Annotated in this window: 12 protein-coding genes; 9 read left to right on the top strand and 3 right to left on the bottom strand. The window is 53.3% G+C overall.

The window, feature by feature from the left end; all coding sequences use genetic code 11:
• Positions 1-15: 15 nt before the first annotated feature.
• The 3 genes from yaaA (at position 16) to NHM04_RS10720 (ending at position 2,144) form a co-directional block, all read left to right on the top strand.
• Positions 16-786 carry a peroxide stress protein YaaA gene (yaaA, locus tag NHM04_RS10730; protein WP_254263791.1) on the top strand — a complete coding sequence of 257 codons (771 nt, stop codon included), beginning with the start codon at positions 16-18 and terminating at the stop codon, positions 784-786.
• Positions 787-852: 66 nt separating this feature from the next.
• A complete protein-coding gene (locus NHM04_RS10725; RefSeq protein ID WP_254263790.1) occupies positions 853-1,677 on the top strand; it encodes a response regulator in 825 nt (274 codons plus the stop codon).
• On the top strand, positions 1,677-2,144 hold the full coding sequence (locus NHM04_RS10720; RefSeq protein WP_305881941.1) for a nucleoside deaminase: 468 nt from the start codon (positions 1,677-1,679) through the stop codon (positions 2,142-2,144). The genes NHM04_RS10725 and NHM04_RS10720 overlap by 1 nt, the downstream gene beginning before the upstream one ends.
• A 63-nt stretch (positions 2,145-2,207) precedes the next feature.
• Here NHM04_RS10720 and NHM04_RS10715 read toward each other — a convergent pair whose 3' ends face one another.
• The 3 genes from NHM04_RS10715 to NHM04_RS10705 all read right to left on the bottom strand — a co-directional run bounded on the left by NHM04_RS10715 (position 2,208) and on the right by NHM04_RS10705 (position 5,210).
• Entirely contained in the window at positions 2,208-2,660 is a 453-nt protein-coding gene (locus tag NHM04_RS10715; RefSeq protein WP_254263789.1) for a hypothetical protein, read from the bottom strand.
• 85 nt (positions 2,661-2,745) lie between these two features.
• Positions 2,746-3,834: a BamA/TamA family outer membrane protein gene (locus NHM04_RS10710; protein WP_254263788.1), complete on the bottom strand. Its 1,089-nt coding sequence runs from the start codon at positions 3,832-3,834 to the stop codon at positions 2,746-2,748.
• Positions 3,835-3,950: 116 nt separating this feature from the next.
• Complete coding sequence (locus NHM04_RS10705) at positions 3,951-5,210, bottom strand: PepSY domain-containing protein (RefSeq protein WP_254263787.1); 1,260 nt, start codon at positions 5,208-5,210, stop codon at positions 3,951-3,953.
• Between the two features lie 194 nt (positions 5,211-5,404).
• Here NHM04_RS10705 and NHM04_RS10700 point away from each other — a divergent pair, with 194 nt between their 5' ends.
• From NHM04_RS10700 to NHM04_RS10675, 6 genes are all read left to right on the top strand, one after another.
• Entirely contained in the window at positions 5,405-6,055 is a 651-nt protein-coding gene (locus NHM04_RS10700) for a DUF4919 domain-containing protein (RefSeq protein ID WP_254263786.1), read from the top strand.
• A gap of 29 nt (positions 6,056-6,084) precedes the next feature.
• On the top strand, positions 6,085-6,624 hold the full coding sequence (locus tag NHM04_RS10695) for a pyridoxamine 5'-phosphate oxidase family protein (RefSeq protein WP_254263785.1): 540 nt from the start codon (positions 6,085-6,087) through the stop codon (positions 6,622-6,624).
• 128 nt (positions 6,625-6,752) lie between these two features.
• Positions 6,753-9,107, top strand: a complete 2,355-nt coding sequence (locus NHM04_RS10690) for an arylsulfatase (protein ID WP_254263784.1) — start codon at positions 6,753-6,755, stop codon at positions 9,105-9,107.
• Positions 9,108-9,489: 382 nt separating this feature from the next.
• On the top strand, positions 9,490-9,897 hold the full coding sequence (locus NHM04_RS10685; RefSeq protein WP_254263783.1) for a hypothetical protein: 408 nt from the start codon (positions 9,490-9,492) through the stop codon (positions 9,895-9,897).
• Positions 9,898-10,554: 657 nt separating this feature from the next.
• Positions 10,555-12,936 carry a bifunctional diguanylate cyclase/phosphodiesterase gene (locus NHM04_RS10680; protein WP_254263782.1) on the top strand — a complete coding sequence of 794 codons (2,382 nt, stop codon included), beginning with the start codon at positions 10,555-10,557 and terminating at the stop codon, positions 12,934-12,936.
• 49 nt (positions 12,937-12,985) lie between these two features.
• Positions 12,986-13,978, top strand: coding sequence for an FAD:protein FMN transferase (locus tag NHM04_RS10675; RefSeq protein ID WP_254263781.1), 993 nt, complete (start codon positions 12,986-12,988; stop codon positions 13,976-13,978).
• Positions 13,979-13,987: the final 9 nt, after the last annotated feature.

Below are 13,987 nucleotides of genomic sequence, written 5' to 3'. Positions count from 1 at the left end.
ACCGAGTTTTTACCTATGCTGATATTGATTTCTCCGGCGAAAACGCTGGATTTTGACACCCCGGCGGTCACCGACAAGTTTACCCAGCCGGATTTTCTCAAAGACTCGCGCGCCCTAATTAAAGAGCTGCGCGAGCTGTCGCCGGCGGATGTCTCCGGGCTGATGAAAATCTCCGATAAGCTGGGGGTGCTGAATTTCGATCGCTACCACGCCTTTAAAACACCTTTCACCCAGGCCAATGCCAAACAAGCGGCGCTGGCGTTTCAGGGCGATGTTTATACGGGGCTGGCTGCCGAGACTTTCAAAGCGCGGGATTTTGACTTTGCGCAAAAGCACCTGCGCATTCTCTCGGGTCTTTATGGTTTGCTGCGGCCGCTGGATTTGATTCAGCCTTACCGGCTGGAGATGGGCACCAAGTTTAATAACCAGCGCGGCGATAATCTGTACCAGTTTTGGGGCGACATTATTACCAACGCGGTGAACGACCAACTGGCCACGAACAAAAGCAAAACCCTGGTGAATTTGGCCTCCAATGAATACTTTAAAGCGGTTAAACCCAAGCAGGTGAATGCCGATATTATTACCCCGGTGTTTAAAGACTGGAAAAATGGTCAGTACAAAATCATCAGCTTTTACGCCAAAAAAGCGCGCGGTTTAATGAGCGCCTATATTATTAAAAATCGCCTCACATCGGCCGAAGACCTAAAAGGCTTTGATGTAGATGGCTACGGCTTTGCGCCCGAGCTGTCCAAAGAGCGAGAATGGGTATTTACCCGTAAAGAATAAATGACGCGCCAAAGTCGGCTATTCTGTTAGGGAGAAATTTGACGCAATATCAACAGAGGGCCGGCAATGGCACTGCGAATACTTGTGGCCGATGACGCCAGCTTTATCCGCGATATGGTGAAAAAGCACCTGCGCGACAAACTGCCCGGTGTAGAGATATACGAAGCGCCCGATGGCAGCCGGGCACTGGCCGCTTCCAAGGGGCAAACCATGGACTTAATTTTGTCCGACTGGGAAATGCCCAACCTCAGTGGTGAAGAGTTGCTGCGCAGCCTGCGCGAAGATGCCCGCTACCAGGCCACCCCATTTATTATGATTTCCAGCCGGGGCGATCGCGCTCACGTGGTTAAAGCCGTGCAGGCGGGGGTGACGGACTACATCACCAAGCCCTTCACCCCTGAAGAGCTGATTCGCAAAGTGTTTAAGCAACTGCAAAAAATCGGCAAGCTCCCCGGCCCGCCGGGCAAGGGGGCGGGCCAGGCACAAGCCCAGGCAAAAGGTCACGCCTTCGGCTCGGTAGATGTGCTGACCAGCGGCAGTGCCGAAGTGCCCGCCTCTGCTCCCGAGGTGAAAACCAAGGCGAAAAAATTGCGCGCGCAATTGCGCTTTGACAGCAACAAGCCGCCCGTCGCCTGCGTAATTCGCGATGTAAATTTACAGGTGCTGTCGGCGGCTATTGCCAAAGACAATGGTTTGCCGGGGTTATTCGACCAGGTGGTGGTGGATATTGGCACTGAGGACGGCAGCGAGACGGTGCAACTTAACGCTTACACCCACAGCCTGCAGGCCGCCGAGGCGCGCCCCGATAGCCGATTGGTAAAAATCCAGCTGCGCTTTGTGGATAACGACGGCGCCAAAGCCGAGCAGCTGTCTCACTTAATAGGCCGCTGATGAATCACAATGATTTTATAGCCCGCAGTATCGAACTGGCGGCGGCGTCTGCTGCCAGTGGCGGCGGTCCCTTTGGCGCGGTGATTGTTAAAGACGGGCAGGTGCTGGCCGAGGCCAGTAATCAGGTTACCGGCAGCTGTGACCCGACGGCCCACGCCGAAGTGGCAGCCATTCGTTTAGCCTGCGAGCGCCTGGGCGATCACCAACTGACGGGCTGTACGCTCTACAGCAGTTGCGAACCCTGCCCCATGTGCCTGGGCGCCATATACTGGGCGCGGCTCGATGCCGTTTACTTCGCCGCAACCCGCGATCAGGCAGCCGCGGCGGGTTTTGATGACTCGCTTATCTACCGCGAGGTCTCCCAGCCTTTAGCACAGCGGCAGATTCCCTTTCAGCATATTGAGGCGCCCCAGAGCGAGCGGCCGTTTAACGAATGGCAGGTTAATGCCGAAAAAACACTTTATTAGACCGCCCGAATAAGCACATCTTTTCGATTGAGTACGATTTTGCGTTGGAGCAACTCGGCGGCTTTAGTACCACAGGGGCAGTTTGCTCTTGCCGAATTCTTCTCTATCCGCCTCGGTCGCGGTTTCGGTGCACTCACCGCGAATGGCCAGCTGGCCGCGGTCGGTTTTTTCTTCCAGCGTCATATAGCCCTCGCGGCAGTAGCCGGTTTCTGCCAGCGTAAGTGCTAAGGCCTCGTGGGCTTGCGTGAGCATTTTGTCCGGGGCTGGCCCCTTGCCGGGTTTACCTCCGCGGCCACCGCCCGGTGGCGGCCCGCCATGGCCGCCGCCCCTCGGCCCGGCGCCTTCTCTAGCCCCATCCGGCCCAGAGGCACGTAACATCTGGAACACAAACAGCTTCGAGCCGTTGTCGTAAATACTGGTATGAAGCTTATGTTCCATGGGCGGTGGCTCGCGATCCGGGCCGTTGGCGCAGGCGGTAAGAAGCACGGTAAGGCTGCAAAGCAATAAACGAGGCATAGACAACTCCTAATGAAAAGTTGCCTGTGTAGACCAGTGAATTGTGTTGGCAGTTGAATGTGGGCAGGTAAACTAACGTAAAACGTTAAAACGCCTGACCAAAGCGTAAATAAAACCCCTGGTTATCCCCCTCGCCCACGGCATAGTCAGCCGAGACTACCATGCGCTGCGAGGGCTTAAGCATATACTCGCCACCCACACCGCCACTGGTGTAAATATTCTCACTGTCGCCGCAGCTTTTGTCGTCGCCATACAGGCAAGACACACCGCCAAACAGGTGCAGCCCCCATTTGCCGGTGAGGTTCCAGCGCAGTTCGCCCTCGGCCATCACCGAGTTAGGCGCCAGGTATTGGCCTCGAGTGTAGCCGCGCAGGGTCACGCTTGAGTAAGCGCCTGTTGGGGCATCATCGCTCCAGCGGCCCACCGCGCGGTAGGCAAAGACCGATTTGGCGCCCACGGGTAAGTAGTGTTTAAACTGCAACCGGTAGGTGTCGAAGTCCTGATCACCCCCTAAATTTTCCCGGTAGGCGATGTTGCTAAGGTTCAGGTTCATCCCCCGAAGGGGTGAGTTCTGATTGTCGCGGCTATCGTACATAGCGGTTAAGCCCACCCCACCCGAGGTATAACCGGTAAGACCCAGCAGCGAGAAAATTTCATTGGTGAGTAAACCTTCGCCGTCGATGTAGTAATTGGTGTAGACCGCCTGACCGCCCAAAAACCAGTTTTTGTGTACCTCTTGCAGGTAGCGCACAAACGCAAATTTCATGTCATCGGTGGTGGAGACTTCCTGACCGGTGCCCAGGTAATCTTCGTAATCGTTGCGAATTTTTCCTCCGGCCACGCCGGCAATCAAACGTTTGCTGTCGCCGTCCCAAAAGCCTTTAAAAAATCCCGAGGCGGTCACCGAGTCGGTATCGCTGTAGTTGGCCATCAGCGCCGCCATTGAGGCGGTGGACTCTTTATCGAGCTGAAACAGGTAACCGCCCACGCCGCCCACCGAAGTGCCAATTTTGGGGTTGCTGCTGATTTTGGGTACCAGCAGCCAGGGGGATTCTTTATTTGCCTCGGTACTCGCGTCGCCGGTGGTTTGGGCGCAGGCGAGTGAGGTGCTCATGCTAAAGGCTACGCCCATGGCGAGACGACGTAAAAGGTTAGTACCTGGGCTATATGGCATGGCTAAGTTCCTTTGCCGCGCGGGTGAACAGTAAAAATAGCGCGTAAACTTTGCGTTTGAAAGTCCGCTTGTCTATGCCCACAAAAAAGGCCAGCTAAGCTGGCCTTTATCGGTGTTTAAGAGGCGGTAGCAGGCTGCGCCTCGGCTTGCATTTGTGCAATGCGCTTTTCTTTTGCCTTCACTTTGCGCCACCAGATAATCACCCCGGTGATGCTGAGTGCGGCCACCACGATACCCATAATGGAAATTAAAATGCGACCGGGTAAGCCGAGAATACGGCCCGAGTGCAAGGGGAATTGCGCCTGCACAAAAATATCGGCGGCCGTGCCTTCCCAGGGCACAAAATCGCCCAGTACTTCGCCGGTATGGCCATCAAAGAACAGGGCTTCGTGGCCCACGCCGCCCGAGCCGTGGCTGTCACCACCGGCGAAATACTCTACCCGGTACATACCCCACTCGCGGGCGTACCAAATAGAGCCCACGGGCTGAGTCCAGCCGATGGCATCACCCTCGGTGCGTGCCAGAGTCTCGATATCGCTGAAAGTCAGTGTCGGTGTAATGGGCTCGTCGTGGTCGTTGGGCACGCGCTCCTCCAGCGGCGATGGCGTTACATCCGACACCATGGACATCACCGGAAAAAACACCTCGCGATACAGGTTGAGCGAGAAGGCGGTAAAGGCAATGATAAACAGCAGCAGCCAGGTCCACAGGCCCAGGGCGCGGTGCAAATCAAAGTTAAAACGTATGGGCCCTGCGGTGCGGCGGATTTTCCACGCTGGTGCCCAGCGGCTCATCCAGCCGCGGCCGTTTTTGCGCTCGCGACCTTTGTTGCGCGGCAAGGTGAGGTAAAAACCCACAAAACAGTCAAAGGTCCAAATCAGTGCGATTACGCCCAGTAGCCAAATACCCCAGTGGTCTATGTCGAAAAACTCGGGGATGTGCAGACTGAAGTGCAGCTTGTACAGGAAAGACATAAACGTCTCGCCGGTAATAGGCCACACCTGGCCCCACAGGCGCTTGCCCATAATTTCGCCGCTGACCGGGTCCACATACACCTGGTTAAACTCAGGTTTGTACAAGTGCCCGGTTTGCGGGTTGACCCGGGGCGCCACCCAAAAGTATTGCGAGTGGCCGGGCTCTGGGTCTAGCTCAAAATAGGTGACTTCTACCTTGGGAAATTCCTTTTCAACCATTGCGGCCAGCTCGGTGGCCGCAATGGGGGTGCCTTCCGTGTGCGTCTCGTTCAGGTGGGGGTTGAGCCATTCGTCCAGCTCGTGATCCCAGGAAATAATTGCCCCTGTCAGGCCGGTAATTACCAGAAAGACCGCAATGGTCAGCCCCATATACCGGTGCAGGCGCAGCATAAAAGAACGCATGTCAGTTACCACTGTGTTGATTTGTTCACTCGATGGCGCATTGTAATACAAACTATTCTTATTTACTTGTGCAATGCATATCTCTTGCTCTTTGTGGCTGTGTTAACGCGAGCTGAGTCAGCTTTTTTCCCGGCGCTCGTGCTATGCTGGCCGCTTCACGGCATTAACGAAAAGGAAGAGGCCAAAGTCGGACGATGCGCGCAATAGGATTGGCGGTAGTATTTTTGTTAGTGGCGGCTTGCAGTAGCACTCCAACAGAAGATCACAGTCGCACCCAGGCAGATGTCACCTACCATGAGCTGGTCGATAGTGTCAGCACACACACTACCCTGCCGGATTTAATCAGCCTGCGGGAAATTTATGTACAAACCAGTTACTACCAGCCCTACACGGGGCCCGAACTGGTGTTGTCGCAGGTGATGTTTGAAGCTATGGGTACCGAGGATTGGGACACTTGCCAACGCCACGCCCAAACCATTCTGGACAGCAACTTTATTAGCCTCTCCGCACACTATGCCGCCATGGTGTGCGAAGAAATGCTGGGCGACAGCGATGCCAGCAGTTTTCATCAGATATTACTAGACGGCCTGATGGAGGCCATCTGGTCCTCGGGCAATGGTACCAGCGAGGCCGAGGCCTTCTTTTGCACCAGTACCCCCGAGCTGCAGGCGTTTATTCAAATTCAGGGGCTGGAGATCATCGGTCAGGCGTTAAGCGAGGGCGACAATGGTCGCGCCTTCGATATTATGGAGGTCAAAGAGCCGGTCACCGGGCGAGAATTTACCTGGTACTTTGATATTACCGCCCAGTGGCAAAAAGGATTAAAAAACCTCAGCGCTTTATAAGTAAAAATTTCTGCAAGCAGGAGTGGCAAGTGGGACGCCAATACCAAACAATAAGTACAGAACTGGCGAATTTTATCGATCGTCAACAACTCTTTTTTGTCGCCACCGCGAGCGATGACAGCCGGGTCAATGTTTCACCCAAGGGTATGGATTCACTGCGCGTGTTGGATGCCAACCGGGTCATTTGGCTCAACGTTACTGGCTCGGGTAATGAAACCGCCGCCCACATTCGTGTAAACCCTCGCATGACCATAATGTTTTGTGCTTTTGAAGGTGCGCCGATGATTTTGCGCCTGTACGGAAGCGCGCGAGTTATACACCCGGACGATGCCGATTGGGCGACTCTTTACGCCCACTTCAACCCGCTGCCGGGTGCGCGGCAAATATTTGATGTTGCGGTCGATCTGGTGCAAACCTCCTGCGGTATGGCGGTGCCCTTTTTCGATTACCGTGGCGAGCGCGAGCAATTAAATCAGTGGGCTGAAAATAAAGGCGAAGAAGGTATCAAGGAATACTGGCAGCAGAAAAACCGGCAAAGTATTGATGGCTTGCCCACGGGAATGGATTAGTTAGACGACAATTCCCGTGCGACGGGTAATGCTCACTTTTAAACACCCTAACCCTAACTAAACTTAGGGTTTTTACCGCGTGCTGCAGGGTACTTACGTGGCAGGCATAGCTAACAAGGAGAAGGACGATGTTACAAAAACTCAGACGCACCGCCTGCCTGGCGGCATTGTTAATGTTTGGCGGGACCGCAGTCGCCCAAGAGTCTCTGCCATTTTCGCCCACCCCTTCGGGCAGTAAAGCCGGCCCCACCATTGCCGATTCTGTTTACTCCCCGCAAAAACCGAAACAACATTTACCCGACAACTCACCAAATATTCTCATCATCATGCTCGATGATGTGGGCCCCGCTTTGCCCAGTACCTTTGGTGGGCCAATCAATACCCCTACCGTGAGCCGTCTAGCCAATGAAGGTATTGCCTACAACAGCTTTCACAATGCGGCCATGTGTTCTCCTACCCGGGCATCGGTGTTAACCGGGCGCAATCATCACCGCTCAGGCTTTGGCCAAATTGCCGAACTGGCTAATGATTGGGATGGTTATAGCGGCCACTGGCCCGCGACAACCGCCTCGGTGGCGAAAGTGTTGGGGTATTACGGTTATGCCACTTCGGCCTTTGGCAAATGGCACAACACCCCAGCCGAGCAGACCACCAGCCAGGGCCCCTACGAGCGCTGGCCCACGGGCCGGCTGGTAGGCTTTGACTATTTTTACGGCTTCTTAGCGGGTGAATCGTCTCAGTGGGAGCCAGCGATTGTTGAAAACACCGTGCGTTTACCTGCGGTACACGAAGAGGGCTACCACTTCACCGAAGATATGACCGACAAGGCTATATCCTGGCTGCGCAACCATACAGCCTTACAGCCCGACAAACCCTTTTTAATGTACTGGGCACCCGGTGCATCCCACGGTCCGCACCATATTTTTAAAGAGTGGGCAGACAAGTACAAAGGCCAGTTTGATGAAGGCTGGGATGAACTGCGCAAAGACATTTTTGCGCAACAAAAAGAGCTGGGTTGGATACCTGAAAATACCCAGCTAACCCCAAGGGCCGATACCATGGCCGCGTGGGATAGCATTCCGGAAGATGAGCGCGCGTTTCAGCGCCGTCTAATGGAAGTGTTTGCGGGCTACACTGAGCACGCCGATGTTCACGCTGGCAAGTTAGTGGACGAAGTTGAAAAACTGGGCCTGCGCGAAAACACGTTAATATTTTATATCTGGGGCGACAACGGCTCCAGCTCGGAGGGCCAGTACGGCTCTATCAGCGAGCTGTTAGCGCAAAATGGTATCGCCACGGAAATTAAAGATCACATCAAGGCCCTAAATGAGCTGGGCGGTTTGGATGTTTTGGGCAGCAACAAAACCGACAATATGTACCACGCCGGTTGGGCCTGGGCCGGGTCAACCCCGTTTCAGGGCACTAAGCTAAATGCCTCGCACTTTGGCGGCACCCGCACCCCCTTGGTGGTGTCTTGGCCCGGGCACATCAAGCCTGATAACAAACCCCGTGCGCAATTTCACCACGTTAACGACATCGTCCCCACGATTTACGACGTGATTGGCATTGAACCGCCCAAGTTGGTGGATGGCGTATCACAGCAGCCCATGGATGGTATCAGCATGGCGTACACCTTCGATAAGGCAGACGCCAAAGGCCAGAAAAAAGCGCAGTACTTTGAGGTGATGGGGGATCGAGGCATTTACGCCGACGGCTGGTTTGCCTCCGCCTGGGGGCCTCGCGTGCCATGGGTGCCGGGAATTTCACCAGAAGCATTAAAGTGGACACCTGAAAACGACACTTGGCAGCTTTATAACTTGCAGGAAGACTTTTCCCAGGCTAATGATTTAGCCGCGAAAAACCCGAAAAAACTGCAGCAAATGCAAAAGCTGTTTGATAAAGAAGCCAAGGCCAATAACGTCTACCCCATTGGCGGCGGCTTGTGGTCTATTATCTGGAGCCCGCAATCTGCGCCAAGCAATCCCGCTACCGAGTTTCACTATACCCAAGACGTTACCGGCGTGCCTGAATTTGCCGGGCCTAAAGTGGGCTCGCGCAGTAACCTGGTGGATATAGACGTAAACTTAAACAAAGATTCCGAAGGTGTTCTCTACGCCCTGGGCGCTTTCTCTGGCGGTGTGTCGTTATGGCTTGATAAAGGCAAACTCAATTACGAATACAACCTTTTTGAAATTGAGCGAACCTCGCTGGTCATTGACGAAAAACTGCCGCAAGGCAAAGTCAATATTCAGGTGAAAACCTTAATTCCTAAAGTGCGCGGCGAGGCGAACATTTCTATATCGATTAACGGTAAAGAAGTGGCAAGCACGAAGGTTCCCAGAACCGCGGCGCTTGCGTTTACCGCAAACGATTCCTTCGATGTAGGTATGGACAGCTATTCCCCCGTCTCTATGGCCTACTTTGATAGAGCGCCGTTTAAGTTCAACAGCGATATCGAAAGATTTTACATTAAGTACTTGTAAGCTCTCCAAGCCCGGTATCGCCGGGCTTTCTAATTCTCGTTAAGGCTTGAAGTTATAGGAATGAAACCATTGCGGTCCGTTTTGTGAGATCTATGTGAATATTGCAGAAAGTTGAGAAAGCGCCCCTTGGCTAAACCTTCTGCGAAAGTTGCCGATCGTGCCATTAATCATTAGCCGAAAACTCACAGTTAATTGGGTGTCCTAACATAATTTTAAGCGCGCTATATTGTGCGAGTGCTTGATAAATTTGTAAGCGATCGTTACCACCCTAAGCTTCCACGGGCGGCTACGTTATTGCTGTGTTGACCGATATAAATAGCGAGCTAATCGGCTATCCGATTCAGTGCTGTAGTCAGTTTTTACGAAGGGAGTGAATAGATTTATGCAGGAGTACGAGTATGTGTATCTGGCCAGTGAATACATCAATCGAAGTTGGAATATTCTTCAGTTTTGGGTCAGTATCACGTTCGGTCTACTGGCGATAGCACAATTAGCTATACGACATTTAAATGCCGGTTTTCTAATTATAATTACTTTTCTATATATTGATTTTTCCTTTTTTACTGCCCGGCTTATACGATTTAATGGCGATGTGGTTAAAGGCTTTGTCGCCGAGCTGGAAGCACTAGCGGACCTATCTTTAGGTACGATGGCTTTTATCAATGAAGCTCCCGGTTCGTTAGAAATTGCGCTGACTCTATCGAGTGTGTTTTATGCGTTGTTTATAGGCACCGTAGTATTTTGCTGGTACAGCTATGTGCGTTTGGTAAAAGAGCGAGGGAAAAAATAGACTGTAAAAGGCATGAGAATACGATCGACAAGGGCTTGTTGGCCTGTTAGGAATGATGGGTTACTTTTTCTGGCCTAGATTACACAGTGGATGTGTGATGCCGGGTCATATCTGTTGCGGATAAAGAGAGTTAAATAACAGTCGGCGTATCTGCTAGCGCCGAGTTAAACGATGCTCTAACCAGGATGCAGCCTTCTTGTTCGTGATCCTGCCCCGCTACAACGAAGAAGAAATTCGGCATCTGTTTAGGGCCCTGCCATCATCGATCTGGCTCCGCCGTGGGTCTGTATATCGAAGCAAGAGCTATAAGCTATACATTGGCTGAAGTATCGATTTGGCTGCCGGCGCGATGAGACGTTTTGACCTAAAGCAGGAGCGGTAGGCTATGGTTTGAATGTTCGTGAAAGTAACCGCAAGAGGCAAGTGGTGGCTTTAGCTTGGGAGTTTTCGCTGCTGGTCGGTGCTAACTTGTCAATTGTATCGCTTCTGCGTAAGGTGTTTTGTAAGTGGGCAGGGCAGATAATGGTTGTTTCCTTCCTCTCGAAGCGGTAGGGGAAGCTGTAAATCAAGGTTCCACTAAAATGGAAATTTTAATGCAAGACTGCTTAACTGAGTAACCAATGAGCTCTGAATCTTACATCGAACTAAGCAAGGACCATGGCCAAGGATAGTTCGCAGCCAAACTTAACTTACCCTTTTAAGGTGACCCTCTTGGTGGCGGGCCTGGTGGCGTTGTTGGGTTTGGCTACCAGCCTTACGGTTAACATGGTGCAATTGCAGGCTGCAGCCAGCGCCTATTTAAGTGGTCTAAGTGTTTGGAACCAGGCACAGATAGGCGCAGTGCACAGTTTAAGCCGCTACGCCCAATACGGCGATGAAGCCGATTTGCTGCGCGCGCGCGAGTACTTGGTGATACCTCTGTCCGATCGCGAAGGTCGTTTGTATATGGAGGCGCAGGCCCCCGGCGATCAAATCACCCAGGCTTTTGTGCGCGGTGGCAATCACCCCGACGATGTCGCACTGATGGTCTGGCTGTACGAAGATTTTGGTGAGCTGGGCGCTCTGCAGCGAGCCTTTTCTGTCTGGCGCGATTCAGATCGGTACATTCTCACTCTCACTGACATCGCCGATCAGCTGGAAGGCCACTGGCAAAACCCCACCGACGACCAGTACCTGCAGCAGTTGGATCAAAATCTCAATCAAACCAACATCGAGTTACAACAACTGGCGGCCGATTTTCGTCGGGTAATGACCGACACCAGCCGCTGGCTGACCGAAACACTAACGCTGGCCAGCATTATCTTTTTTATTGTTTTTGCCCTGCTTGCCAGCTGGCTTATCTGGCGCTTGGTGAATTTGCTGCAGGGCGCGCAGCGTCAGTTTCAGGCAATTTTTGAACAGGCTGCGGTCGGCATTTTACATCTCGATAATAAGGGGGTAATCACCCGCGCCAACCCCGCTATTGCCGAGATTCTGCATCGCGAGAGCCCAGATTTAAAAGGCCACAGTTTGCAGAATCTTATTCATCCGGAAGATTGGAGTCTGGATAAATCCCAGCGCGACGCTCTGGCGCAGGGGGAATTGTCGCGCTTTACGGTCGAGCAGCGTTTAATGCGCTCGCAAAATCGAGTGCTATGGGCCAGATTGACTTATTCGCGCGCGCACGACGCCCGCGAGAGCGTGGTGATTGTCGAGGATATTTCCGAATCGCGACGTCTGTCTAAAGAGTTGAGTTTTCAGGCCACCCACGATGCCCTTACAGGCTTGTACAACCGTCGCGCTTTTGAACGGCGCCTCACCGATTCACTGAAACGGGCGCGCGCTGAGTCGACACAGCACTCGCTGTGCTTTATCGACCTGGATCAGTTTAAAGTGGTGAATGACACCTCCGGCCATTTTGCCGGCGACCGCTTGTTGCAACAGGTGGTGGATGTATTTCGCCGCGAGCTGCGCGATTGCGATATGCTCGCCCGCCTGGGGGGCGACGAGTTTGCCATGATTTTAGAAAACTGCCCTTTGGATGTGGCGGGGCGCATTACCGAAAAACTGCGCGCAGCGCTCGAAGAGTTTCACTTCGCCTGGGACGGCAACAGTTACAACATCAGTTGCAGTGTGGGGGTGGTGTCGATATCCGCCAATGATAAAGATACCGAATCGATTATGCGGGCGGCGGATATTGCCTGTTATCTCGCGAAAGAAAAAGGGCGCAACCGGGTGTATGTGTCGCGCGATGACGATCAGCATCAGCGTCAGCGCGAGGGCGAAATGAACTGGCTGGGGCGCATCCGCGATGCGATGAACTCCGACCGACTGTTTCTCGATGCGCAAAAAATTATACCTATCCAGCAACAGGACGACAGTATTTCCTACGAGGTGCTGGTGCGCTTAAAAGACGAGACGGGAAAGGTGGTTCCGCCCTCGGCTTTTTTGCCCGCCGCCGAGAGATTTGGCGTGGCCAATCAAATTGATCGCTGGGTAATTGATAAAACTCTTTCGCTATTGGCGGCTCACCCACTGCATGTGCAGCGCCTGTATAAATGCCATATCAATTTGTCGGGCGTGTCTTTGGATCAACCAGATTTTTACACCTACGTGGCCGAGTGTTTTCAGCGCTACGCCGTGCCGCCAGAGAAAATCTGTTTTGAAATTACCGAGACTGCGGCGGTCAATAATTTGCTGGATGCTATCGCGCTGATGGAAAGTCTGGGCAAAATCGGCTGCAGCTTCGCGTTGGATGATTTTGGCACTGGGCTGTCGTCGTTTAGCTACTTGCGGCGTTTGCCGGTCGATACTTTAAAAATAGACGGCGTATTTGTGCGCGATATCGTCGCGGACAAAACCGATTTGGCTATGGTGCGCGCGATTAACGAAGTGGGGCAAACGTTGGGCAAGTACACCATTGCCGAGTTTGTCGAAAACGACGCGAGCCTGCAGGTACTAAAAACCATGGGCGTCGACGCCGCCCAGGGCTATGGCTTGCACAAACCCGCCTGTTTTCTCGAGCTGCTGAAAGACACAAACACCGAGCCGGTAGCTTAGGCACCCAAGGCTCCGCTAAGATAGCTCCACCTGCGTCGGAGCCTTACTCATGAGACCGTTAATACTGATTATTTTGTGGCTAGTGCTGCCACTACTGAGCACTGTCGTGCGGGCTGAATGGATTTACCGTCAGGCCGAGATAATGGGCACCCAAGTGACGGTTACCCTGTGGCACGAGAACCTGACGCAAGGCGAAACCCTGGCTGCCCAGGTGCTCACACAGATGCGCCGTATTGACGATCAGTACAGCCCCTACAAAACCCAAAGTGATCTGTCGCTAATGAACCGCGAAGCCGCTGTGGCCGATGCCGCCAACCCCTGGGCCATTAGCGGCGAAATGACGCGCTTGCTAGACAAAGCGTTGTTTTACGGTGAGCTTACCGAAGGCGCGTTCGATATTACCTATGCGTCGCTCGCGCGCTATTACGATTACCGCAAAGGCGAGCAGCCCAGTGCCGAGCAGCGTGCCGAGCTGCTACCGGCCATCGATTACAAACACGTCGTTCTGGATACCGAGGCGCACACGGTTTACTACCGTCATCCGGCGGTGTACGTGGATTTAGGCGGTATCGCCAAAGGCTATGCGGTGGATCAGGCCATCGAGCTGCTGCGAAAAAACGGGGTCGAGCACGCCAGTGTCAGCGCCGGTGGCGACAGCCGGGTGCTGGGCGACCGGCGCGGCCGCCCCTGGATGGTAGGCATTAAAAAACCCCGTGGCGGCGATGGTGTAGCCATTACCTTGCCTTTAACGGACGCCGCTATTTCCACCTCGGGCGATTACGAGCGCTATTTTATCGATGACAAGGGTGAGTGGGTGCACCACATCATCAACCCGCAAAGTGGTAAAAGTGCTGGTGAGCTGGCCAGCGTTAGTATTATCGGCCCCGAGGGTTTTGATACCGACGCCCTGTCCACCAGCGTATTTGTGCTGGGTGTGGAAAAAGGGCTGACACTTATCAATCGACTGTCTGGCTTTGATGCGGTAGTGATTACCCGCAAGGGCAAAGTGCATTACAGTAGTGGTTTAGCCGCAGGCGAATAATAATATTGT

Origin of the sequence: Gilvimarinus sp. DA14 (assembly GCF_024204685.1) — a bacterium.
GTDB lineage: Bacteria > Pseudomonadota > Gammaproteobacteria > Pseudomonadales > Cellvibrionaceae > Gilvimarinus.
The sequence above is the reverse complement of the archived record's forward strand: the minus strand, read 5'-3'. Positions and strand labels throughout refer to the sequence as shown.

What these genes read in the sequence shown, in the direction of transcription:
- yaaA (WP_254263791.1), top strand. Translation starts at nt 16, where the DNA reads ATGCTGATATTGATTTCTCCGGCGAAAACGCTGGATTTTGACACCCCG.
- NHM04_RS10725 (WP_254263790.1), top strand. Translation starts at nt 853, where the DNA reads ATGGCACTGCGAATACTTGTGGCCGATGACGCCAGCTTTATCCGCGAT.
- NHM04_RS10720 (WP_305881941.1), top strand. Translation starts at nt 1,677, where the DNA reads ATGAATCACAATGATTTTATAGCCCGCAGTATCGAACTGGCGGCGGCG.
- NHM04_RS10715 (WP_254263789.1), bottom strand. Translation starts at nt 2,660, where the DNA reads ATGCCTCGTTTATTGCTTTGCAGCCTTACCGTGCTTCTTACCGCCTGC.
- NHM04_RS10710 (WP_254263788.1), bottom strand. Translation starts at nt 3,834, where the DNA reads ATGCCATATAGCCCAGGTACTAACCTTTTACGTCGTCTCGCCATGGGC.
- NHM04_RS10705 (WP_254263787.1), bottom strand. Translation starts at nt 5,210, where the DNA reads ATGCGTTCTTTTATGCTGCGCCTGCACCGGTATATGGGGCTGACCATT.
- NHM04_RS10700 (WP_254263786.1), top strand. Translation starts at nt 5,405, where the DNA reads ATGCGCGCAATAGGATTGGCGGTAGTATTTTTGTTAGTGGCGGCTTGC.
- NHM04_RS10690 (WP_254263784.1), top strand. Translation starts at nt 6,753, where the DNA reads ATGTTACAAAAACTCAGACGCACCGCCTGCCTGGCGGCATTGTTAATG.
- NHM04_RS10685 (WP_254263783.1), top strand. Translation starts at nt 9,490, where the DNA reads ATGCAGGAGTACGAGTATGTGTATCTGGCCAGTGAATACATCAATCGA.
- NHM04_RS10680 (WP_254263782.1), top strand. Translation starts at nt 10,555, where the DNA reads ATGGCCAAGGATAGTTCGCAGCCAAACTTAACTTACCCTTTTAAGGTG.
- NHM04_RS10675 (WP_254263781.1), top strand. Translation starts at nt 12,986, where the DNA reads ATGAGACCGTTAATACTGATTATTTTGTGGCTAGTGCTGCCACTACTG.